General features: G+C 43.2%; 20 protein-coding genes. 8 read left to right on the top strand and 12 right to left on the bottom strand.

Features of this window, described 5'->3' with window-relative positions; translation table 11 throughout:
* Nucleotides 1–203: 203 nt before the first annotated feature.
* Together yciH and AB4138_RS22490 are read right to left on the bottom strand one after the other, a co-directional pair.
* Nucleotides 204–515, bottom strand: a complete 312-nt coding sequence (gene yciH / locus AB4138_RS22495) for a stress response translation initiation inhibitor YciH (protein ID WP_372126409.1) — start codon at nucleotides 513–515, stop codon at nucleotides 204–206.
* Nucleotides 516–518: 3 nt separating this feature from the next.
* Nucleotides 519–887: a DUF3319 domain-containing protein gene (locus tag AB4138_RS22490; RefSeq protein WP_372307778.1), complete on the bottom strand. Its 369-nt coding sequence runs from the start codon at nucleotides 885–887 to the stop codon at nucleotides 519–521.
* A gap of 100 nt (nucleotides 888–987) precedes the next feature.
* Between AB4138_RS22490 and AB4138_RS22485 the strand changes: the two genes are divergently transcribed.
* Nucleotides 988–1,956: a tyrosine-type recombinase/integrase gene (locus AB4138_RS22485; RefSeq protein WP_372126408.1), complete on the top strand. Its 969-nt coding sequence runs from the start codon at nucleotides 988–990 to the stop codon at nucleotides 1,954–1,956.
* Nucleotides 1,957–2,111: 155 nt separating this feature from the next.
* Here the strand turns inward: AB4138_RS22485 and AB4138_RS22480 are convergent, their stop codons facing one another.
* Entirely contained in the window at nucleotides 2,112–3,107 is a 996-nt protein-coding gene (locus tag AB4138_RS22480) for a D-alanine--D-alanine ligase (protein ID WP_048613615.1), read from the bottom strand.
* A gap of 179 nt (nucleotides 3,108–3,286) precedes the next feature.
* Nucleotides 3,287–3,850 carry an SPOR domain-containing protein gene (locus tag AB4138_RS22475; RefSeq protein ID WP_017060092.1) on the bottom strand — a complete coding sequence of 188 codons (564 nt, stop codon included), beginning with the start codon at nucleotides 3,848–3,850 and terminating at the stop codon, nucleotides 3,287–3,289.
* Between the two features lie 216 nt (nucleotides 3,851–4,066).
* Here AB4138_RS22475 and AB4138_RS22470 point away from each other — a divergent pair, with 216 nt between their 5' ends.
* Complete coding sequence (locus AB4138_RS22470) at nucleotides 4,067–6,748, top strand: GNAT family N-acetyltransferase (protein WP_372307775.1); 2,682 nt, start codon at nucleotides 4,067–4,069, stop codon at nucleotides 6,746–6,748.
* Here AB4138_RS22470 and AB4138_RS22465 read toward each other — a convergent pair.
* Entirely contained in the window at nucleotides 6,740–7,627 is an 888-nt protein-coding gene (locus AB4138_RS22465; protein ID WP_065584957.1) for a LysR family transcriptional regulator, read from the bottom strand. The two genes, AB4138_RS22470 and AB4138_RS22465, sit on opposite strands and share 9 nt — an antisense overlap.
* Nucleotides 7,628–7,851: 224 nt before the next feature.
* Between AB4138_RS22465 and AB4138_RS22460 the strand changes: the two genes are divergently transcribed.
* Nucleotides 7,852–9,999, top strand: a complete 2,148-nt coding sequence (locus AB4138_RS22460) for a TonB-dependent hemoglobin/transferrin/lactoferrin family receptor (protein WP_372307773.1) — start codon at nucleotides 7,852–7,854, stop codon at nucleotides 9,997–9,999.
* A gap of 358 nt (nucleotides 10,000–10,357) precedes the next feature.
* Here AB4138_RS22460 and galE read toward each other — a convergent pair whose 3' ends face one another.
* The 4 genes from galE to AB4138_RS22440 all read right to left on the bottom strand — a co-directional run bounded on the left by galE (nucleotide 10,358) and on the right by AB4138_RS22440 (nucleotide 14,171).
* Complete coding sequence (gene galE / locus AB4138_RS22455) at nucleotides 10,358–11,371, bottom strand: UDP-glucose 4-epimerase GalE (protein WP_372307771.1); 1,014 nt, start codon at nucleotides 11,369–11,371, stop codon at nucleotides 10,358–10,360.
* Nucleotides 11,372–11,453: 82 nt separating this feature from the next.
* A complete protein-coding gene (locus AB4138_RS22450; RefSeq protein WP_372307768.1) occupies nucleotides 11,454–13,430 on the bottom strand; it encodes a diguanylate cyclase domain-containing protein in 1,977 nt (658 codons plus the stop codon).
* Complete coding sequence (locus tag AB4138_RS22445) at nucleotides 13,430–13,966, bottom strand: YfiR family protein (protein WP_372307765.1); 537 nt, start codon at nucleotides 13,964–13,966, stop codon at nucleotides 13,430–13,432. Before AB4138_RS22445 ends, AB4138_RS22450 begins: the two co-directional genes overlap by 1 nt.
* Nucleotides 13,956–14,171 carry a hypothetical protein gene (locus tag AB4138_RS22440; protein WP_065681473.1) on the bottom strand — a complete coding sequence of 72 codons (216 nt, stop codon included), beginning with the start codon at nucleotides 14,169–14,171 and terminating at the stop codon, nucleotides 13,956–13,958. The genes AB4138_RS22445 and AB4138_RS22440 overlap by 11 nt, the downstream gene beginning before the upstream one ends.
* Before the next feature lie 170 nt (nucleotides 14,172–14,341).
* Between AB4138_RS22440 and AB4138_RS22435 the strand changes: the two genes are divergently transcribed.
* The 3 genes from AB4138_RS22435 (at nucleotide 14,342) to AB4138_RS22425 (ending at nucleotide 16,915) form a co-directional block, all read left to right on the top strand.
* Entirely contained in the window at nucleotides 14,342–15,085 is a 744-nt protein-coding gene (locus AB4138_RS22435) for a 5-oxoprolinase subunit PxpA (protein ID WP_017060084.1), read from the top strand.
* 134 nt (nucleotides 15,086–15,219) lie between these two features.
* Nucleotides 15,220–15,972, top strand: a complete 753-nt coding sequence (locus AB4138_RS22430; protein ID WP_017060083.1) for an allophanate hydrolase subunit 1 — start codon at nucleotides 15,220–15,222, stop codon at nucleotides 15,970–15,972.
* A complete protein-coding gene (locus AB4138_RS22425) occupies nucleotides 15,965–16,915 on the top strand; it encodes a biotin-dependent carboxyltransferase family protein (RefSeq protein ID WP_017060082.1) in 951 nt (316 codons plus the stop codon). Before AB4138_RS22430 ends, AB4138_RS22425 begins: the two co-directional genes overlap by 8 nt.
* A gap of 180 nt (nucleotides 16,916–17,095) precedes the next feature.
* On the opposite strand, the gene AB4138_RS22420 is transcribed toward AB4138_RS22425, so the two are convergent.
* From AB4138_RS22420 to AB4138_RS22410, 3 genes are all read right to left on the bottom strand, one after another.
* Nucleotides 17,096–18,550 (bottom strand): FAD-dependent oxidoreductase, encoded by a 1,455-nt coding sequence (locus AB4138_RS22420; protein WP_017060081.1) that lies wholly within the window; start codon nucleotides 18,548–18,550, stop codon nucleotides 17,096–17,098.
* A 532-nt stretch (nucleotides 18,551–19,082) separates the two neighbouring features.
* Complete coding sequence (locus tag AB4138_RS22415; protein ID WP_017071507.1) at nucleotides 19,083–21,521, bottom strand: ABC transporter permease; 2,439 nt, start codon at nucleotides 21,519–21,521, stop codon at nucleotides 19,083–19,085.
* Between the two features lies 1 nt (nucleotide 21,522).
* A complete protein-coding gene (locus AB4138_RS22410) occupies nucleotides 21,523–22,197 on the bottom strand; it encodes an ABC transporter ATP-binding protein (RefSeq protein ID WP_004730959.1) in 675 nt (224 codons plus the stop codon).
* Between AB4138_RS22410 and AB4138_RS22405 the strand changes: the two genes are divergently transcribed.
* A complete protein-coding gene (locus AB4138_RS22405) occupies nucleotides 22,196–22,813 on the top strand; it encodes an arylesterase (protein WP_017060079.1) in 618 nt (205 codons plus the stop codon). The genes AB4138_RS22410 and AB4138_RS22405 overlap by 2 nt on opposite strands.
* A gap of 81 nt (nucleotides 22,814–22,894) precedes the next feature.
* Nucleotides 22,895–24,094 (top strand): enoyl-ACP reductase FabV, encoded by a 1,200-nt coding sequence (gene fabV / locus AB4138_RS22400; RefSeq protein WP_372307762.1) that lies wholly within the window; start codon nucleotides 22,895–22,897, stop codon nucleotides 24,092–24,094.
* Nucleotides 24,095–24,149 lie beyond the last annotated feature (55 nt).

Raw genomic sequence — 24,149 nt, 5'->3', positions numbered from 1 at the left:
TAGCCTAAGTGCGTATTATGTACGTTATGTTAAATGGATTTTGATGTTTATAAGGCAGGTATCTTTGTGTGATGCCCTGCCTTTGTATTGTGCCGATATTCTCTAATTTATACTGTGTATTTAACCATACTGGCTATTTACCATAAAATACCTAATAACCAGTGATAATAATCTTCGATTTTAACCCTGGTATTAGTTAGAGATTAACCGCCAGCAAATTTAACTTTGTAGCCTTTCTTTTCAAGGTGCGCTTTGATCTTGTCGCGCGCGTCACCTTGAATTTCGATGTTGCCATCTTTTACTGAGCCACCGCAGCCGCAAACTTTCTTGAGTTCTACTGCCATTAGTTTTAATGGTGCGTCATCTAGGTCTAAGCCAGTTACGACAGAAACGCCTTTGCCTTTACGGCCTTTGGTTTCTTTTTGGATTCGAACGATACCATCGCCTTTAGGACGTTGGACTTTCTCTTCTTCAGGCTTAATGCGACCTGTTTCTGTTGAATATACTAGGCTCATAATTTACTTCTTTTGTTGCTCTGCTTTTTGTTTTGCGAGTAAGTAAGCTTCTATATGGCGTTGGATTGCAACCTTGCCGCCTTTGATTAAGCGACCGTTAAACATGCAATACCACGCATTAGGCTCACCGGTGTCATTCTTGATTTGGTAGCCGTTGAAGTTTTCAGTCGAGCCACCAGTTCCTCTCGACTTATTTAATGCAGTGAACTCTTTTGGATCAATAATAGATGCGGTATCAATCCACCAATCAATACTCTTTTTCACGGCAGCTAGGTTGCCCTGAATAACGTTGTTTTTTAACTTAGCACGCCAAACTGTGTTGTTAGCATCTATCGATTGAAGATGGACGCTTCGGTAAATTGAATTAGCCATATCTATTAATCATCTTTCTGTTTTCACTGCATTAATCATAAGTATACTAATAATGATATCAAGCATAATATGGTAAAAACACCTGTCGAGGTATGATAATTTGAGAAAAAAAGTCCCTATTTTAACTGACTCTGTGATAATTAATTCATTTGTTGAAAAATTAAACAGCAACGCGACAATAGAAATTATAGATGAGTTGACAGGATTTCAATACTCTCGCAATTCACTGTTGGGCATTTACAGTGATTGGAATCGCTATCATGCGTTCTGTACCAAACATCGTATTAACACACTTCCCGCATCTATAACCGCTGTTCGTCGTTTTCTTGAAACGGAGTCTAACGATAGAAAATACGCATCGCTAAAACGTTACACTGCAACGCTTAGCATGTTACATACTGTGTTGAGCTTTGCTAACCCGATCAAGCACAGGCAAGTTCGCTTTACCCTACTCCACTTACAATCTAAAATGGCCGGTGACGCTAAACAAACCAATGCTATGACATCTGTGCATCTCACTGATTTGAATACGTTACTCTCCCATGAGAAAGCAAACCTGAAAGAGATCAGAGACATTGCTATTTATAACGTGATGTTCGAGTGTGCTTTAAAGCGCTCAGAGCTTAAGTTGTTATCGATGAGTGATGTTGAGTACGTTGAAGATCATTACCAAGTAACAGTCAAAGATTCGGCTTATCAATTGTCACAAATAGCCAGTGTTGCACTTCAACGTTGGCTTTCGTTTACTGGTATACAAGATGACTTGCCAGTATTTCGTGCGATAGACAAGCATGAAAATATTGGTTTGCAGCCTTTAGATGATTCGTCCATCTATAGGATATTGAGAAGAGCTAGCGACTTACTTCAACTGCCAGAAAATCACCATTTCTCTGGAAATTCGATTCGTGTTGGTGCTGCACAAGAGTTGTCGAAACAAGGTCTTAAGGTGAGAGAGATTCAGGACTTTGGTCGTTGGCTTAGCCCGGCAATGCCAGCTCAATATGTCGGTTTCACGGGAACGGCTGATAGTGAGAAGATGAAGTTTAAGGCGTTAATACCTTGGCAATGACGGGTCGCAGATTACTTGGATATTACTATTTTGATATAAGTTATGGTTAAAACGATATTTGTAAAAACGGTTAGCGTTAAAAACAAAAAGCGCCTTGGCGAAAGCTCAAGGCACTTGTTGGTTCAGCTCTAAGTGAACGAAAACGAGTTAGAAACCTAAGAAAGGCTTGTTCTCACGCAGTTTTCTAAGAACTGGCTGAATTTGTGGCCGTCATGCTCAACCATTTTAGGGAACATGGAGATTGGCGTCATACCTGGGAAGGTGTTGACTTCGTTCAGGTAGATCTCATTGTCTTGCGTTAAAAAGAAGTCGATACGAGACAAGTGACGAAGCTTCATCTGGGTGAAGACTTTTCGTGCGCTGTCTGCAATCAATTCACGCTGTTCGTCAGTTAAATTACTTGCTTCAACTTCAGTGATCGAGTGGCTGTCTGCACTGTACTTCTCTTCGTAAGAGTAAAATGCGCCATTCGGTGCAATCACCTCACCCGGCTTGCTGATGTGTAGCTCGCCATCGATTTCATAAGCAGCAATTTCTAGCTCTCTAGGCACCACTGATTTCTCAACCAATACTTGGTCCGAGAAAGTGAACGCCTTGTTGATAGCCTCGCTTAAATCTTCTACTTGGTTAACTTGGTAACAACCTACAGAAGAACCTTGACGAGCCGCTTTCACAAACACTTTACCCCACTTTTCAAATGCTTGAATTGCTTGAGAGTGAGCTTGATCATTGTTGTCTGATAAGAACAGGTACGGCGTATTTGGAATGCCGAGTGCGTCGTACCAAAGCTTTGAAGTGATTTTGTTAAAGCTGTTATTGCTAGCTTCTGAACCACAGCCTAGATATGGAATTTTAGCCATTTCAAACAGTGATTGAATATCACCAGTTTCACCTGGGAAGCCGTGGATGCAAGGCACAATGAAATCGACTTTAGATGCTAAATTGTCACCGCGCAAGGTTTGGTCGTTAATATCAAGATAAACCAATTCACCTGAATCAAGACACCAGCCTTCGTTTTTAATTTCAACTCTTACAACGTTAAAATCTGCAACGCTATTGAGTTGTTCAAAAAGGTAATTGGCTGAAACTAAAGACACTTCATGCTCTGAAGATCCACCGCCGCAAAGTAGAAGGATGTTTGTGGTGTTCATGGGTAAATTCGGTCCTTGAAACTAGGAGTACTGACTTCAATGATAAACAAAAGTCGAGATAGGTACAGTGTTTTGATTGTTAAAATTGCGTTCGAAAGATCGAGCGATTAACTATTAAACAAAACAGCGAGTCTTAAAACAAAAGAAGGAGCATTTGCCCCTTCTTTATGAATCAAAACTTAGTTCAACTTGTTAAGCGTTGGGTATTCAGAGTTCTTGATGTCATCAATGCTCTTAACGAACGGCTTCAAGTTTTGGAAAGTGTTCGGCAGTGTTGAGATTGCTTTTTTAGCTTCTAAGCGCGTTGCGTAGTCACCATAAAGTACCGTGAACCACTTAGTGCCGTTAACCATTTTGTAGTTTTCCCAAACTGGTTGAGAAGTCGTAGGTAGCATTTTAACGAAAGAATCGACTTTACTTTGGCTGCCAACAGCAACAACTTGAACTGTGTAACCAAAACGTTGGTTCATGTCTTGTTGTTTCTTGGTTGGGCCTGTCACTACGGCAACTGGCTTAGCTTTAGTCGTTTGAGCGACTTTCTGTTCAACAGGTTCGGTTCTGATAACGTTGACAACATTTTCTTCAACAACGCTTGTTTGCTCAGATTGAGATACAACGGGAGCTTCAACTTTTGCCGTTTTGTACTCTTCTTGATAACTATCTGAAGTGACATTGGTAACGTAGTCGTCAGATACACATGCAGCCAAGAGCAGTGGCAAAGTCACAATTGCAAATTTTTTCATGGAAAGCTCTATATCCTTAATAATAATTACTATAAATCATGCCGATACGTCGGTTTAGAATCAAGTTAACTTTGAGATTATACACCATTAGTGGGTGACCTATTTCACAAACTTTATGCAGTGTTTGCTTATTCATCTGAATTCGGTGAATTTGCCATCAACCCGTAAGTGCAAAGTAAGTTACGATGAACTTACGTGCATTGCTAGGATATGTCTATGAATCATCTTGATCCCCTACTTAAACCCCGTTCAATCGCTGTTGTTGGTGCTTCTCAACGAGAAACGCGCGCAGGATATATCGTTATGAACAATTTGTTGCATGGGGATTTTAAAGGTGCGGTGATGCCGGTTACGCCGAAATATGACTCAGTGGCCGGCGTTCTTTCTTACAAGAACATTTTGTCGTTACCGATTGTTCCTGATCTCGCAATCTTGTGTACCAATGCGACCCGCAATGTAGCCATTTTTGAAGAGCTGGCTGAGAAAGGTATAGCCTCTGTCATTGTGCTTTCTTCAGACATGCAGCAAGAAAGCGATAATGGCGAGACGTATGATGAACGATGCCTAGCTATTGCCAAGAAGCACAACGTTCGAGTGTTGGGTTCCAATAGTTTGGGGGTAATTGTCCCTTGGTTAAATTTGAACGCCTCATTCTCTCCAGTGACAGCATTACCCGGTAAGATCGCCTTTGTTTCTCAGTCGGCAGCTGTGTGTACCACTATTCTCGATTGGGCTAATGACAAAGAGATCGGTTTTTCGGCGTTTATCTCCATAGGCAATGGTAGCGATATCGAATTCTCGGAGTTATTGGATTATCTCAGCACCGACTCTCACACCGAAGCGATATTGCTTTATGTAGACAGCATTACCGATGCGAGACGCTTTATTTCTGCAGCGCGTGCGGCTTCGCGTAACAGACGAATTTTGGTGTTGAAAGGCGGTCGAACGGCGAAAGGCAGAGCCGCAGCAATGGCACACACTGGCGGTGCCGACACATTAGATATCATTTACGACTCTGCAATTCGACGCAGCGGCATGCTACGAGTTAAGAACTTACATGAACTGTTTGCTGCGGTAGAAACACTGACTCATTCAGTACCATTGCGCGGCGAGCGCTTGGCTATTGTTACTAACGGTGGCGGTCCTGCAATTATGGCGGTGGATACCCTATTTGACCGCGGTGGCAAGCTTGCAGAGTTTTCAGAAGAGACACTTGATAAGTTGAACAAGGTGTTGCCATCGAGTTGGTCTCACAGCAATCCTATCGATATTGTTGGTGATGCCGGTGACCAACGTTATATCGACACCATAAACATATTACTCGATGGTGATGAAGCGGATGCGATTCTTATCATGCACAGCCCTTCAGCAATTGCACATTCCGCTAAAACGGCAGAACGAATTATTGAAGCGATTAAAAAGCACCCTCGCCACAAGCGCTTTAATATCCTGACGAATTGGTCTGGTGAGCTAACAGCAAGGCCTGCACGAAAGCTGTTTACCGAAGCGGGTTTCCCTACCTATCGAACCCCTGAAAGCTCAGTGGTCGCATTCATGCACTTAGTCGAGTACAGACGTAACCAACGTCAGTTAATGGAAACGCCGACTACTGCAGAAAAAGTACACATTGAAGATCTAGCAGATGCGAAAAGTTGGATAAAAAGACAATTACTGGATAAAGATACAGTTAGCCTTGATACTCACCAAAACAGTCAGTTTTTCAAGAGCTTCAACCTCGATGTGTTACCAACTTGGATCGCTTCTGACCCAAGTGAAGCGGTGCACATCGCTGAAACGATTGGTTATCCCGTCGCAGTAAAATTACGTTCGCCGGATATTGCACATAAGTCAGACGTACAAGGCGTGATGCTCAATTTGCGAAACAGCAGTGAAGTGGCCAATGCGGCTCAGGCAATTCTCGATCGTTCTCAATTATCCTTCCCTACAGCGCACATCCATGGCTTGTTAATTCAAGGAATGGCCAAGCTCGCGGGTGGCCAAGAACTGCGAGTTAAGGTCACAACGGACGAAACCTTTGGCCCTATCATTTTACTTGGACAAGGTGGCTCGGAATGGGATGAATCGATTGACGCCGCCGCTGCTTTTCCACCGCTCAACATGACACTGGCGCGCTACTTGATTATTCGAGCGATAAAAAGTGGCAAGATTCGTCTACAAAAACTCCCTAACCCGATTGATATAGAGGGCCTTTCTGAATTATTGGTACGTATATCGCAGATGGTCGTTGATTGCCGTGAAATACATGATTTGGATATCCATCCAGTACTCGCCAACGGAGACAAATTCACGATATTAGACGCTGATATCATATTGAAAGCCTACGAAGGGGATCCGCAAGAAAGGTTGGCCATTCGCCCTTACCCAGTCGAGCTTGAAGAACGTATCCAGCTAAAAGATGGAACCGAAGTGTTGTTACGCCCTATTCTTCCCGAAGATGAACCGCTGCATGCTGACTTCATTAACCGTGTGTCTAAGGAAGATCTCTATAAGCGTTTCTTTAGTGATGTCGGTGAATTCAATCATGAGGCGTTGGCGAATTTCACTCAGATTGATTTCGATAGAGAAATCGCTTTTGTGGTCGTTCGCGAGGAACAAGGCGTTCCAGCGATCATCGGCGTGTCCCGTGCGCTGATTAACCCTGAGAACACAGACGCCGAATTCGCAATATTGATTCGTTCTGACCTTAAAGGTGTTGGTCTAGGTCGCATTCTTATGACCAAGGTTATCGATTACTGCCGTGCGAAGCAGACTAAACAGATGTCGGGTATGACGATGCCAACCAATAGAGGGATGCTAACACTAGCTCAAAAGCTCGGTTTTAAGCTAGATATCAGTTTTGAAGATGGTACTGCAGATATGGTGTTACCGTTACTTTAACGCCCATGTCTTTTTAAGATGTTGGATACACCAAGACTTAGCGTCGCCCATTTTGTTGCGTCGCCAAGCCATTACGATATCAATAGGCTGTGGCTCGGTACCGGAGATCTGCTGTAGAACGCCCGATTCAATCAAAGGTTTAGCGACACTATTCGGCAAAGTGCCAATCCCTAGTCCTGACGTCAAAGCCTCTACTTTCGCAGGAAAGCTTGTCACGGTTAAACGTGGCTGTTTCTCTAGAATATTGATGCTTAGTGCTGGCTGATCGCGTGCGGTGTCTGCAATGGCAATAACCCTGTAACTTTCTCTCGCCTTCTGATCGAATTCACCAGAACGATTGTGAACATAGTGGCTTGATGCCGCGACCCACACCATCTCCATTTTACCAATTACGTCACTTTTCATATCGTTTGGAATTGTATCGAGCTTAGGGCATATCAATAAGTCAGCACGACCATCTGTGAGAGATTCCCAACAACCCGCTAAGATTTCCTCTTGCAAACGAACGCGTGTTTTACTGATTTTTCCTAGTTCATCTACCAGTGGGAAAAAGTTAGCAATCGGGATAATGCCATCAAAGGCGATGGTCAAATCGAGCTCCCAACCATTGGCTAGAATGCTTGCCTCGTTAACAAGACGTTCTGTAGCTCCAAGAATGATTCTACCTTGCTCAAGTATCAACTGACCCGCTTCCGTGAAATTTGCACGGTGGCCTGAGCGGTCAAAAATCATGATGTCTAGATCTTGTTCAAGCTTCTGTATTTGATAGCTGAGTGATGAAGGCGCTCTGTCCATTTCATTGGCCGCGGCGGCGAAACTTCCACGTCGGTCGATGGCGTCTAGGATGTGTAACGCTTCAAGTGTTATTGGACTATGCATAGCTTTCCTACTTTATAAATGAGACTTGAATCACAAAAACAGAAGCATTCAGGCTGTGAATGGAACTGTAAAAGTCTTTTTAATACAGATATTTAAGAGTATTAATTATGAGTTAGTTGATAAAATTGAAAATTATTTAAATGCAAATAATAGTAATTATCATTTAGATCCAATATTATATTTCGCAAATCAAGATAATACTATGGAACTAAGGTAACTATCAGATGTATAAGCAATCCCTGCTCTCTGCTTCAATCGTTTTAGCGCTTTCATCAACGTCAGCCTTTGCTGAAGATTATGCCCTATTTGATGAGGTTGTTGTATCCTCGACGCGCACGAATCAAACACTTATCAATACAGCGGCTTCTGTTGCAGTCATCTCCGATGAGCAAATCGAAGAGAACATGGCAAAAAATGTTAACGAAATCTTCGAATACACTCCAGGTGTAACGATGAACTCGAGCTCTCGACAAGGTGCACAAACCATCAACATTCGTGGCATGGAAGGTAAGCGCGTAAAGATTTTAGTGGATGGCTCATCGCAACCAGGTTCATTTGATGGTGGCCCTTACGCATTTATTAACTCTAGCGGTATTTCAATCGATCCCGATATGCTGAAAAGTGTCGAAATTATCAAAGGTGCGGCTTCAAGTTTACACGGAAGCGACGCTATTGGTGGTGTTGTCGCCTTTGAAACTAAAGACCCTTCTGATTTCTTAAAAGATGGAGAAGACTTTGGCGGTCAAGCGAAACTGTCTTACTCTTCAGAAGATAACTCTTTCAGTGAGCACGTTGCATTAGCTAATCGATTCGATGACCTAGAAACATTGGTAGCCTACACTCGTCGAGATGGTGAAGAGTTGCAAAACTTCCGTAACCCTAACGACTTAGAGAACTACGCTGTAGAAGGTCAAGATACTTCAGCAGATAATCTTTTGGTTAAGTTGCAATATCAGGTAAACGAAAGTCATCGTATCGAGTTTTTAGCTGAGCTAATCAAAGATACTTCAGACTCTGACATCTACCACTCAAGCTACGATAGCTATACAGGTGCTGATGACACAACGCAAAATCGATTCGCTATTAAGCACATTTGGTTCGCTGATGGCACAATTGCCGATACTGTAACGAGTAAAGTATCGTACATTTCTAAAGAAGAGAATGGTGTAACTAAGCGCTTTAAACCTGCAGGCCCAGGTATGCCACCTTGGGTACCAGCTAACAACGACAACTTACAAACAAAAGACTACGAGTACACTGAAGATAAGCTTGAAATCGAGACTCAGCTAGATAAAGAAATTAACAACCATTACCTAGTGTATGGTGCAACTTATACACATAGTGACATCAGCAACACCAATATGGAGTATAACTCTGATCCTGCTACTGATAACCAACTTTATGTATATACTCCAGATGCTAAGGAGCAAAAATTTGGCTTGTTTATTCAAGACGAAATTAGCTTAGTGAATGACAAACTTATTGTTACCCCTGGTGTACGCTTTGACTATTTCTCAACTGATCCTGGTAACAACACCACTGAGACGTTGAGTGATTTCTCAGATTCTGCGGTAACTGGTCGTTTAGGTTCAACATACAAACTTACAGATACAGGCACTATTTTTGGCCAAATTAGCCAAGGCTTTAGAGCCCCTTCTTTTGATGAACTTTACTATACATATGATAACCCTGGACATGGGTACGTAAATGATCCAAATCCAGATCTTAAATCAGAAACCAGTATTTCATACGAGCTAGGCTATCGTCACAACACTCAAGCTTCATCATCTGAAATCGCGGCCTACTACAGTGACTACGATGACTTTATCGAGACAGTGGTTATGAAAAAGGTTGGTGGAACAACGCACTATTCTAACGTTAACTTGGATTCGGCAACGATAAAGGGGATTGAATTCTCAAACACGTTACTTTGGGATGTCTTGGTTGGTGCGCCTAAGGGTATTTCAACTCACTTCGTAGCTTCATACACAGAGGGTGAGGACGGAAACGGAAATGCACTAAATAGTGTTAACCCTTGGAATGCGGTGTTAGGTCTTAACTATGATGCGCCAAACCAAAATTGGGGTACTAGCGTTAAGTTAAACTACACAGCTGACAAATCTGGTTCAGACATCAACTTCGATGACGAAAGTGGCGGTAACGCAGGCCAGGCTGAGCTTCCAAGCGCAACAGTTGTTGATTTAACAGCTTACTACAAACCAATGAAGGATCTGACGATTCGTGGTGGTGTGTTCAACTTAACTAACGAAGAGTACTGCCGTTGGAATGATATTCGCGGTGATGATGAACTTTACAAAGAGAACACTCAAGCGGAAAGAAACTACGGTATTTCAGCTAAATACGAATTCTAACTCGTTAGAAAACTTAACGACAGAATCTGATACAGCAGAAACTAAAAAGCCAGCTTAATTGCTGGCTTTTAATTTATTTCACTAAAAAATTGTATAAAAAAGGTAATAAGTGAAATTACTTCTCTGCCATCTCTTTTTTAACCATTACTGCAGCAGCAACGATGAAAGTGATGATTAGGCCTAGTTCCATGATTAACTCCAAAGAAAATTAACATTAAACATATAATTCGCGAGCATAATAACACAGCGGATACAGAATGATACTTTTTAACCACTAATTTACTTTTTATTCGATTAAGATCAAAAAAGATGCCCGAAAGCATCTTTTAATTTTTGAATCATTCACGAAACCACTAGGTTAACCAGGGAATCCATTCGGGTTTGTTGACTGCCAGCGCCATGTATCTTCGGTCATTTCAGCCAATGTGCGGCTTGCATTCCAGCCCAGTTCTTTCTGAGCTTTAGCTGGATCTGCCCAACACTCTGCGATGTCACCAGGACGGCGTTCAACTAGCTTGTAAGGGATCTCTTTACCGCTTGCTTGTTCGAATGCTTTAACCATGTCTAACACACTTGAACCGTTACCCGTACCAAGGTTGTAGATATGAAGACCGTCTTTGCACCCTACTTTCTCAAGCGCTGCGATGTGGCCATCAGACAGATCCATTACGTGGATGTAATCGCGAACGCCAGTCCCGTCTTTTGTTGGATAATCGCTACCAAATACAGATAGGAATTCACGGCGGCCCACTGCTACTTGAGAGACAAATGGCATTAGGTTATTTGGGATACCTTGCGGGTCTTCACCTAGCTCACCACTTGGATGTGAACCTACAGGGTTAAAGTAACGCAGCAGTGTAATGCTCCAATCAGGATTGGCTTTTTGGAAATCGGTTAAACACTCTTCTACCATTAGTTTACTACGACCATATGGGTTGGTAGCGCTTGTTGGGAAGTCTTCAGTAATTGGCACACTTTCAGGATCACCGTATACCGTTGCTGAAGAGCTAAATACCAAGGTTTTTACACCCGCATCACGCATTGCATCAACAAGAACTAAAGTGCCGTTTACGTTGTTGTCGTAGTATTCAAGAGGCTTTTCCACAGACTCTCCGACGGCTTTCAGACCAGCAAAATGGATAACCGCTTCGATGTTGTGTTGCTTCATAGTTTCAGTCAAAAGCGCTTTATCACGAACGTCACCTTCAATGAAGTTGGGACGAACGCCCGAGACTTTTTCGATGCGCTCTAGAACGCTTGGTTTGCTGTTGTACAAGCTATCAAAAAGTACAGGTGTCATACCTGCGTTGATCATCTGGATACTTGTATGGCTACCAATGTAACCCATGCCACCTGTAACTAAAACATTCATGCTTAGCAGACCTTTTAATTAAAAATATTCAACCTATCACTTATGATACAACAACTTAGGGTGAGCTCACAAACACCGGTGCCTATTTACCCTCACGAGCGAACACAAACTGACCTTTTCCTTTGCGTTTCGCTAGGTACATAGCCTCATCAGCAACCTTTAGAATCACGTCAATATCACGCTCTGAGCCATCAACTAAATTGATACCTAAGCTCGCCCCAACATGAAGTGAACGCTGTTTATAATTCACTTCTTGCCCGATCAGATCCAACAATCGCTCGGCTAACTTCGCTAATAAGACTTTGTTTGTCTGTTTAATAATAAGAACAAATTCATCACCCGACAAACGTGCAACCAAATCCCCCGCTCTTACCTGAGATAATAACCGGTTTGACACTTCTTTAAGGATTTCGTCACCCGCATCGTGACCATAATTGTCATTCACTTCTTTGAAGCCATCCAAATCCAAGTAAATAACCGCAAAATGCTGATTTGAATAGTGGCTCGACGTGACAACATCATCCATAACCTTATACAGCTGCGCTCTATTCGCTAACCCGGTTAATGCATCGTGATGAGCCAAGTGTTCGAGTCTTTCCATCTCTTTAACGTTGGATAAATCAGACAGCGTTAATACCATATCAAACTCGTCTTTCTCGTTGTCTGAGGCAATTCGATTCACTTTGACAAACATTGGAACTAACGTGCCGGACGCGCTTTTCTCCCACACTTCGCCTTGCCATTGACCATAGTTGTCTAACGAACTGCGAATTGTCGGCATCAATGATGAAAATTGCTGCCACGAAAATACTTCAAATGGTGTTTTGCCCACCAGCAGATCAGAGTGATAACCGAGAAGTTGTGTGATCGCCGGGTTAACCATGGTTATCACATTGGATGAGTTGAGCACGATCAAGCCGTCTTTACTGTTTTCGAAAACACCCGCAGCAATACGTTGGCGACTCATGGCCGTTTCTATGTCGGTGACATCTTGGATTGCATAAAGAATACGACCATGTTTTGTCAAAGAACGACTGCTCACACGAAGCCAGCGTTTTGATTGAAAGAGATCGGTGGTTTCCAGCAATTCGTCATTAAGTTCAATATTGGCATCAATAACATCTTGTAAGTAACCCGTTTGCTTGGTCGCGATCAACTCTTGGATCAACAAATTCTCAAGAAAGGCTTCCGAGCATTTAAAAATATCCCGAGTAGCTGCGTTCGCATGAAGAATGAGCCCTTTTTCATCCACCACCAACAAAGAGTGCTGAACGGTTTCAATGACCTCATTTGCGAATGATTTTTCTTCTTGTAACTTGTCTAACGTAAAATTGATTTGGTTATCGCGATGTTGAAGCCTTTCTAACATGGTATTGAAAGCTCGAACCAGATCGCCGATTTCATCGCGGTTCGTTACGACTAATTTAGGCTGCTTCGAACGACGCTCAACAAAGGCTTGCATCGCCTCATTGAGGTCAAACATCGGTTCGATAATCAAGCGTTGCACCAATTTGACCACTACTCCGCCTAACATCACCAGAAACAACAGGTAGACGACCGCAACCTTGAAAATATTCGTTAAGATCGAATTAAACGTCTCTTTCGATATTGTTACTCTCAAGTTCGCGATCACTGCGCCATCCAGTGTCACTGGAACGAGCAAGAAGATGAAATGCTCAGAGATGGCAAATTGATGATCGGCGATATCGTCTAATTCTTCTGCGTTTGGCCTTGAAACCAGAGTGTTGCTTACCTGATAGCTGGCAAACAGCTGTTCGTTGATGTCATAGAGCTTCACTCTAACAATATCTTTATCTGCGACGAAAGCTGACAATATTTCCTGAGCCGATGACTTGTCTTCAAATAAAATCGCGGCTTGCAAGTTATAAGCAACACCTTGTGCTAGCACTTTAACACGCTGGAGAAGACTCTCTTTCTCTCTCTCAAACGTGACAGTGTAATTTACCGATTGGATCGTGACAAAAGTGACTGCGATGAAGATGATAATGGGTAATATCAGCTTGTTTTTAATCGATATGTTATTAATGAAAGACAACATTATTGGCCCTCCACTATAGCGATTCGTAACAGGTTCGAGCCAATGACGTAGTCACCGCGCCTTGCGTTCTCTAGATTGATCTTAGGTTTGAGCTTATTATCGATGTGCGTGAGTTCAATGATTCCACCTAAGTCCGTAAAGTTAGGGATATCACTGATTGTCACAGTATGTGGCGAGTGCTCTTGACTAAGAAATTGGTCATTTTTACGGTCAGACAAATACGTAATATCACACTTAGAAGTAATCGACTGTTGAACTCGGATAGCGAGCGAACGAATAGATTTCCCCTCGGTAATTGACGTTAGCACTTGGCTTACCTTTTCATCGCCAATCACACAAAAGTTCACAGCGTTCATTGAGCTTTCATCATTCCAACGTATAAAATTCGCAATTCTAAAAAGGTACACCGCTTTCACTTCATAAGGTTTGAAGCTAGCAGCTGATGTATTCAAAGGCACAATAAACATAGCTAAAGTGGCAAGGCTGAGTTTATTAAAACCGAGTTTAATACGGTACTTGAGCCACTTAGAATTCATGAGAGACCCTCACATATACAGACTCTTGGTTGACACAAATCTCGGTAAGTTTTTGTGTTACTTTCGAAGCCGTTTCCATTTCAACATCTAACATAGACAACTCTTCAAGGCTCATCGACATGAGTTGGTCTAAAGAGTTTTCTTGAGCAGCTACAAAAACAGGTGTCGTTAATGCTAGTCCTAAGCAAACCTGGCGCGATATCATGTGCTCACCTAATATACAGATAGATATTAATCCTTTAATCAATAGTTCAACTATATATGAAATGCCATACTGGTAAATTTTCGGTGTCGAAAGTTTGAGTCAGGTCACTGTTTATTTATGGCATTTATAAGACCGTCATTACTTACCTCAACGTAAAGGATTAGCACCACGTGACAACGAAGATTTTGCTTAATTGCGACATGGGAGAAAGTTTCGGCAATTGGAAGATGGGCGATGACGAGTCGGTCATGGAATGGGTCGATATGGCAAACATCGCTTGTGGCTTCCACGCGTCTGATCCGCACGTTATGTCCAAGACGATAAAACTGGCGCAGCACTATCACACCCAAATTGGTGCTCATCCCGGTTATCAAGATCTCGTTGGTTTTGGTCGCCGTTCTATTCCACACACCATGGACGAAATCAGTGAGCTGGTTTGTTATCAAGTCGGTGCATTACAAGCCCTTTGCCGCTATCACCATACCACTGTTGGCTATGTGAAACCTCATGGCGCTCTTTATAACGATATGATGGCAAACATTGATGTGTTCAATGCGGTAGCCCAAGCCGTCGCTGAGTTTAACATCCCGTTGATGATTCTCTCTTCATCAGACAATCAACAGTATTTGGATATTGCTGACGACCATGACTTGCCTCTCTTGTTTGAAGCGTTTGCCGACCGTGCTTATTTAAATAACGGACAATTAGCGCCACGTACTCAAAAAGGCTCGGTTTACGTCAATCAAGACGATATCTATAACCAAGTTATGCAAATCATTAACTATGGCTCGGTTACGACTTTAGAGGGCGAAAGACTGCCTATTGAAGCTGATACTATCTGTGTTCATGGTGATAACCCTCAATCCATCGCATTAATTAGAAAAATCAGACAAGACCTCAACGCTTTTAATTAGTATGAAGCGTGTGATTGGTATGACGCATGGTCTAATCGCTCGTGAGATCTAATTGATTTGTATTGGCTTGGACACGGAAGTGAGACACGCCAAGTAAGCTAAAAAAGGCAAGATAACAAACGTATGGAAACGAAATGACGACGAATCAGATTGAATTCAATATAGCGCCAGTCGCGGAATGCAGCGTTTTGGTGACCTTGACGCTATCGCCTTCAAATAATCAATCTAGCGCCGAATATGCGCAATACATAGCTCACTTTTCCGATGCCATTCGCCAAAACTTAGCATCGGTGTTGATGAATGTGACACCGGCTTACCAAACAATATTGGTCGACTACCTCCCTTATCGAATATCAGAACAGCAGCTCATTGAACAGCTCAATAATTTGTTGAGTCATGCTCTGTCGTCCTTTTCTAGTGTTAGTAAAACTCGCGATACGATTGAGCTTCCTGCCTATTACTCACCAGAAACGGCGCTCGATTTAGACCGATATCAAAACAAAGGCCTGTCGCTCGACCAGATAATTCAACATCACACCTCACAGACATACAGCGTCAGTGCGATTGGGTTTACGCCTGGCTTTGCCTTTATGTCGGATGTGGTTAATGAGCTTGCCTTGCCCCGTCACTCCACACCCCGCTTAATTGTGCCCAAAGGCAGTATCGCCATCGCGGATACGAAAACAGCTGTGTACCCTTCGGATTCACCGGGCGGTTGGAATATTATTGGCAATTGCCCACTTCCGTTGTTCGATCATAGCCAGTTGAAGAACGCCGATATCACGCAAAGACCACTGTCTCTGCTTAATGTTGGTGATACCGTCCGTTTCATAGCGATTTCAAAAAAAGAATTTGTAGAGTTGGGTGGAGGCATCGTAAATGGCTAAGACAAAAACTAAACCAACACTGACAGTGATTAAGCCCGGCCCGTTGAGTTTGATTCAAGACTTTGGGCGATTTGGTGTTGCTCATCTTGGATTAACGCAAGGTGGACCGGTTGATGACTACTCTTATAGCTGGGCTAACCATCTATTGGGCAACCCAGTCAACCAAGCGGCGTTGGAAATCACGCTTGGGCAATGTGCGTTGAGAATCGATTTTGATTGCGAGATGGCACTATGCGGGGGTGATTTACAAGCGAAACTCGATGGTAAACCACAGGCTAACTGGAGCACTTTTCAAGCTTTTAAGGGGCAAGTTCTCTCATTTGGTTTGCCTAAAAATGGTCTAAGGGCGTATTTAGCCATTAAGGGCGGTTTCGATGTTCCATCAACTCTTGATAGCTGCTCTACAGTCACTCGTGAAAAGATTGGTGGATTAACGCAAGATGGAGAGCCATGCCAACAAGGGCAACAAATAGCTTTTACCCAGCACCAACTATCACATTCATTTAAAGCGGTAAGTGTTACCTTCCGATACACGCCTGATTACAATCTACCCGTGAACCTACGAGTGATTGAAGGCTATCAAAGCGAGCTATTCTCCGAGTCAGCAAAAGAGACTTTGTATAACGCGCAGTATCACGTTGACCAAAACTCAAATCGGATGGGTTATCGACTCAGTGGCGAACCCGTCGACTCGCCTGACATTTCGCTATTGTCAGAAGGCATTGCCTTAGGTGCGATTCAAATTCCACAAGATGGACAGCCTATCGTGCTGCTTAATGATAGACAGACCATAGGTGGTTATCCGAAGATAGGATGTGTCGCCAGAATTGATTTACCACGCTTGGCGCAAGCAAAACCTGGACATGCGATATCGTTCAGCAAGGGCGATCGCTTGGGCTTACAAGATGTTTGGTGCCAATGGGCTCAGTTTTTCGGCTATTAGTTTTTGCGATGTGTTATGTGCTAAATGCTATGTAGCTGAGAATAATCAACTAGGAAGATGTCATTTAGATGAGGTTCGGTATCTAAGCAGATGTTGAAATGAAGATTCGGCTTACCTATTACAGTAAGCCGAATTGAAGAAATTAAACGCAGTCGATGATGATAGACTAATTATAGGCTATTAAGCGTGATCTTGACCTGACACCTTGGCAAGCGCTTCTGGGTATCCACGTTCTTGTGTCAAATCTATCGCTCTGTTTTCAATATCATTTAGATTAAGTGACATTGTCACTGAGTGTGTGTCTTCAATAGATGCCGCCTCTGATACATCAAACCATTGCTCAGCGACCTTTTGTGCCGCTTCTAATGTTGAAGAAGCTTTTACTACTTCAAGTCGAGCATAGCGATCCCCACAGAATGAAACGTCTGAAGCTCTTAAGCTTGGATCGGTTCCCGGAATCTGTTGTGCACCAAACAAAGGTTTACCACCGACCAATGCAGAACTGAAACTTGGGATGAACTGAGACATATGCGTTATTGCCGCGCGAGTTCTTAATTCAAGCTGATCTTCACTCCAACCCGATACGATTTTCTTAAGCAGCTTCGAAGGCAACTGTGGCTGTGACGAGTCTGTTGACGATGAAACAAGCCCACCCTCAAACAGAGTAATCCCTTCTGTCATGCCGTGAAGTTGGAACACACCATCAGCATACGGCGTTAATTGCGCCATGCCTTGCGGTGTGCCTCTCGGGCCATGGAAGATAACTTCTGGCCACTCTTCCTTACATTCTTGCGAATATGGCCACTCTGTAACGTATGCAGCTTTAAACTCAACAAGTCTTTGCTGCTTAGAGCCAACAAAGTCATCTACGATACCCGTTTCAAACCCACTCGCATTAATCAAGTAATCGGTCGTTAGTTGGCAGCTTTGGTTTTCGGCATCGGTATAAGTCAAAGACCAACCTTGACCTGTCGACTCAACAGATTGTAATCGGCTGTTGGTTAACACAGTACAGTTAGCTTGTTGCCCCAAAGAGAGTTGAGCGGTCGCAGAAAGTCGGAATACGCTCCAGCCATACTCTTGGACCATCGCAACAGGATACTTTAGGGTCTCTAAATCCGTATGCTTGGCGAAAGGAATACACCAATCATCAAGCGATGTTGGTTTCAGAGGCTGTGTTTTCGCAGAAAGTGCTAATAAATCTTCTTTGCTGTACAGCTTATAATACTCTTCCGGATCACCGAGCACTTGGTTGCTTTTATCTTGTTTAACAAGATCGGCATAAGCGCTTTTGATTATCTTGAGACGAGGAAGCAGATCCAACGGCTCTCCACCATCACTGTGCGGAACGGCGATGATTGTCGGACGAATATTGATCGTATGAGGGAATAAGCGGACGGTATCAATTGACTGTGTGAGCAATTGAAGACACTGCTCTACAGAAATATCTCGATACAAATTGCCGCCAGCGTGCAGGTGGCAAATTGGTGGACCATTAACCAAACTCGGCCCTTTTTCTAAGATAGTGACCTTAAAACCCAACTCACTAAAGTGAATCGCGCTCGTTGTTCCGGCAATACCACCACCAACAATGGCAATAGAAGGTTGATTTGTATCCGTTTTGTTGTGGTTCATCGTGTTCTGTAGAATAAGATTAACTGCCTCTATTCTACTTTTGTTCTGCGATGAATTAAAACACATTTTTATCAAGGTCTTAGATAGGCGGGATTTAATATCTATGTAAAAAACATAAATAATCTCTTGACTCAATAACTCCAGATAGGGTTTTAAAGGTTATTCTAACAGTCAAATTTGTCCTAAGTGACGCCACATAAAGGCTGCCTCAGTACTCTTAAAACATAGCGGTTAACTTATCCCTAAAGTTATCCACCGTTTTTGTGGATAACTGTTGATAACGTTCTTGCTAAGTTGCGCAAACCCTTTGTTTACAGGGACTAACCGCTGTTCATTAAATCGGCATTATTGGGTAATTAGTTTTAAAAAATGCTAAAAACAGTGGAATCTAAGGTGCGATATTTTTTACTTATGCTACCGGTTGGTTAAATAAAAAACGGTCTAAAGCGACGTATTATAAATAGTGCATGACTAAGTATAAATAATCTCACTTTTAGACCGTTTTAAGCGCTTGGCTAGATCTCGCTAACGACTAGCCAAAATCCTTGTTTACTGGTGCCAACAAACGTTTGATTAAGCTATTCACTACCGCGGCTAATGTGATGAACGTTAGCACCGGTAGCGCTATCCACAACATCGGGTGAAGTGAAGGTTGTAACTCAAAACCAAAGTTCATCACTCCTGCCACGCTGAGCTCAGAACCAAGGGCTGCAATTGAGCCTGCGACTAACGCCATTAAACCGTACTCACACCAAATAGTATTGAGAATTCGCTTCTTACTCGCGCCTAATGTTCGATACAAGCGTATCTCTTGTTGTCTTTGAGATAAGCTCAATCGCAATAGAGTGAAGATAAGCAACAGCCCCGCCACCACACCTAACGCCGCAAGTACGGTAATCGACCAAACAATCTGCTTAAGCAACTCTTGGATCTTGCTACCCATCTTACGAATATCCATCAAACTCACGGTTGGATGATTTCGAGAGAGTTCGTTGAGCATCTGATTGTGTTGTTCTTCTAATCTGAAGCTCACTAGCCAAGTAGAAGGGATTGAACTCAAGACATCTGGAGTAAAAATGAAGTAGAAGTTCGGCTTCATTTCTCGCCACTCGACTTTGCGGATGCTATTCACCTTGGCAGAAACATTCTGGCTGTTGATTGTGAATGACAGCTCATCGCCAATCTTTAGATCCAGTTGCTCCGCGACATCCGATTCTACAGATACGCCATGCTCTTGTGTCCAGCTGCCTTCTAATACTTCATTGTACTTAGGTAAGCTATCTCCCCAAGTGAAGTTGATCTCACGGCTTAGTGCGTCTGTTTCTCCAGAGGTATCACTGTATTCCGATGCTTCGACACCGTTTATCGTCGTCAGTCGTCCTCGGATAATTGGAAACGCTTGAGTACGCTCTACTTCGTTTGCATCAATCGTCTCGAGATAACTGTCTTTTTCATAGCTTGCAATGTTAAGTGCAAACGCATTTGGTGCGTTCTCGGGTAAGGTTTGCTGCCAATCTGACAGTAAATCACTTCTTACCAACCAGATGATAGACAGCAACATCAGTGAAAGCGCTAAAGAGCCAAATTGAATCCCCGTTGCTAAAGGTGTGCGATTAATTCTGCTCAATGCTAAACGCATAGACGTAGATGTCGGTAACTTGCCAACCAAACGCAGAACAAGCGTACTAACGACCGCAAGTACTAAGAACAGGCAAGCGATACCCGCTAGAACTATCCATACCAATAGATTGTCGCCATACATCAGCATCATTGGAATAATCGGTACCAGTAACAACAAATATTTCTTGTAGCTTTCATTGGACTGGTGACTTGATTGGATAACGCTGATTGCCGAGGTATTGACCAAGCCAATTAACGGGATACCAAGAGCAGGAACACCAATTAGGATGCTTGATAAAATCGCCAAGATTGCAGGTTCAATACCATAGCTAGGAAGTGGCGTTGGTAATAAGTCGCCCAGAGGTATACGAAGCAAAAACTCCAAGCCGATACCGATGGTTATTCCCAGTACTGCACCGATAACCACTAACAAAGATACCTGTACAGACAACCATTTAACGATCCACTGCTTGCTTGCACCTAAACTCTTAAGCATCGCGATGGTTTTACGACGACTCGCAACATAATGTTGGCAAGTGAGTACCAAAGTGGTCGCAGCCATGATCACTACGATAGCTACCGTTAGTGATAAGTATTGAGTGGTGCTTTCGAACATGTCGTTGGTACGACTGGCTGAGTCTTGTGTACGCCAGCGGTCACTTGGTGTCAGTTCGATACTGTCTTGTGCGGCTTTGAGTTTCGATTCATCACCATTTAAAAACAATCTAAAGCTAACGCGACTGCCCGGTTGAATCGCTCCCGTGGCATCGATATCACTTGTATGAATCAGCACAGCTGGCATTTGTTGGAATGGGTTAAAGCTTAAGCCTGGTTCTTGAGTGATTCGTCCAGTTATCGCTAAATCGGCATCACCAATAGTGACATTGTCACCAATTTCAACCTCTAACTGTGCAAATATACGCTCGTCTAGCCAAAGTTCACCCGGCTCAACATGGTTACTTGATGCTTTATCAGCGCCCTCTAAGATCATTTCACCGCGTAATGGGTAATTACTTTCAACTGCTTTTACCGTCACTAACTGCATTGAGTTATCACTGAATGCCATGGTTGAAAAACGAGTCAACTGAGATCTTTCTAATTGTTCAACTTGAGTGAGGTCTAACAAGGATTGCGGAATTGGGTTTGCTGAGATAAACACGCTATCAGCAGTAAGCGCATCTTTGCCCTGTTTAACAATTACCTGCTCCATACGTTCGGCCAACGCCGACAATGCAAATACACAAGCAATAATAAGCGTTAAAGCGATTGAAACTGGCCACAACTGGCCATGTCGAATCTCTTCGATACTCCATGAAAACAGGCGTTTATTCAGTCCGTTTGATGAATTCAATTTAGACTTCCTCTATCTGACCGACATGCATCTTGAGTGTTCTTTGGCAACGTTGTGCAAGCTTAGGATCGTGTGTCACCAAAACTAAAGTTGTGCCGTGGGATGAGTTCAATTCAAACAACAACTCAACAATTTTGGCTGCCGTTTGTTGGTCTAGGTTGCCTGTGGGTTCATCGGCAAAAAGAATTTTTGGCTTAATCATAAATGCGCGCGCCAACGCGACCCTTTGTTGTTCACCACCAGATAGCTGCGACGGTAAGTGATCAAGCCTGTCTTTCAAGCCTACTGATTCAAGCAGAGCAGTCGCGCGTTCGATGTCTTCGTCTTCTCCCTTTAACAAACAAGGTAACGTGACATTTTGTAGCGCTGAAAGACTTGGAATTAACAAGAAGCTTTGAAATACAAACCCTACCGATTCACTGCGGATCTTCGCTCTTGCCTCGTCATCAAGCTGTGAAAGTGGCTGTCCTAATAAACTGATTTCGCCTTTCGTTGGTACATCAAGACCAGCAAGCAGCGTCATTAAGGTCGATTTACCCGCGCCAGACGTGCCGACAATCGCGACAGTTTCGCCTTCACGAATATCGATATCGACGTGCTCTAGGATTGTTAAATGTTCTTGATTAGTAGACACTGTCTTCGAAACAGCTTCTGCTTTAATGATGGATGTATGCATGACTCGACTAATTTCCTTTTTATTCTTTATTTTATTTTCAACCGCTTCTTTGGCTCAAGATACCCGCTTAGATTCTAAGTTACTGGTCCTTGGTGATAGCCTGAGTGCTGGTTACAACATGGACATCAAACAGAGTTGGCCAAGCCTGTTACCAGACGCGTTAGCAAAGCATGACAAAACGGTAACCGTGGTTAACGGGAGTATTTCTGGTGATACAACGGGCAATGGTTTAGCCCGCCTACCACAATTGCTTGAAGAACATGCTCCAGACACCGTTCTTATCGAACTTGGTGCGAATGATGGACTTCGTGGTTTCCCACCTAAGCTGATGTCTGCAAATCTTGAGCAGATCATTGAGCAGATAAAAGCTGCGGGCGCCAAACCTATAATGATGCAGATTAAAATCCCACCAAATTACGGAAAGCGTTACAACCAGCAGTTTGAATACGTTTTTGCAGCGCTTGCTGATCAACAAAACGTGCCACTTTTGCCGTTTTTCCTAGAGCATATCATCCTCAAACCTGAGTGGATGATGAACGATGGACTGCATCCAAAACCAGAAGCTCAACCTTGGATTGCTGAATTCGTCGCCGAAGAATTATATCAGTATCTTTAAGTTTTAATGGTCTAGCTCAATAAATTTTACACAGCTTTACGTTAGCCTGAGTGCATATCACCGTTAACTGTAAGGTTATTTATGCTGATCGAACCTGTTATCAAGGGTGTGGTAGCCAAAAGCGCTCACCCTCTTGGCTGTCAAGAAGCCGTAAAGCAACAAATCAAGTTTGTTAAGAGTGCGCCGCAAATCAAAGATGGCCCTAAACGAGTACTGATTATCGGCGCTTCCTCAGGCTTTGGCCTTGCCGCTCGTATTGCCCTTACCTTTGGCGGCGCAAAAGCTGACACTATCGGCGTCTCATTCGAGCGCGGTCCAAACGAAAAATCCCTAGGTAGTGCTGGTTGGTACAACAACATCTACTTCAAAAAAGAAGCCGAACGAGAGCAACGCACTGCTATCAACATCGTTGGCGACGCATTTTCGCAAGAAACACGCTCACAAGTTGTCGAAGCCATTGAAACCTACTTCGAAGGTGAAGTCGATCTCATCATTTACAGCTTAGCCGCAGGTGTGAGACCAAAACCAGACTCCGATGAATTTTGGCGCTCAGCTATTAAACCGATTGGCGAAAGCGTTACTGGCGCGACGATTTCCCTTGAGCACGACGACTGGGTGACCAACACGCTCGACGCTGCAACAGACGAAGAAGCTGAAAGTACACTCAAAGTGATGGGTGGTGAAGATTGGGAAAACTGGATAGACGAACTGATCAACGCTGAGTCTATTGCTCCGGGTTGTAAGACGATCGCCTTCTCCTATGTTGGCCCTGAAGTGACGCACCCTATCTACTTAGACGGTACTTTAGGTCGCGCTAAGATCGACCTTCATCAAACCAGTCATGCATTAAACCTCGAACTAGCTAACTTCGACGGCAACGCTTACGCGGCGGTATGTAAAGCCCTAGTCACTAAAGCGAGCGTTTTCATCCCTGGATTAAGCCCTTACTTACTTGCTTTGTATAAGGTGATGAAAGAGAAAGAGACCCACGAAGGTTGTATCCAACAAATGCAGCGTCTGTTTGGCAGTAAACTTTATGGTCAATCCAAAGTACCACTTGATGGTGAGCGATTGATCCGTATGGATGATTGGGAATTAGACCCAGAAACCCAAGCGCACGTAACTGAACTGCTAGAAAAGATGGACGAAAATAACTTCCAAACCTTAGGGGATTACCATGGGTTTAAAGAAGAATTTCTACAATTAAATGGGTTTGCTCAACCATCGGTAGATTATAGCCAGAAACTTAATACAGAAGATTTTATAAAGTTAAAGCCTTAATCTAAAATTATCTCATTACTGAGACCCGGATTCACATTTGAAAACCTCTGCATAA

Source organism: Vibrio sp. 10N.286.52.C3 (assembly GCF_041468865.1).
Classification (GTDB): domain Bacteria; phylum Pseudomonadota; class Gammaproteobacteria; order Enterobacterales; family Vibrionaceae; genus Vibrio; species Vibrio crassostreae_C.
Note: the sequence above shows the minus strand (reverse complement) of the source record. Positions and strands in the feature narration are given on the sequence as shown.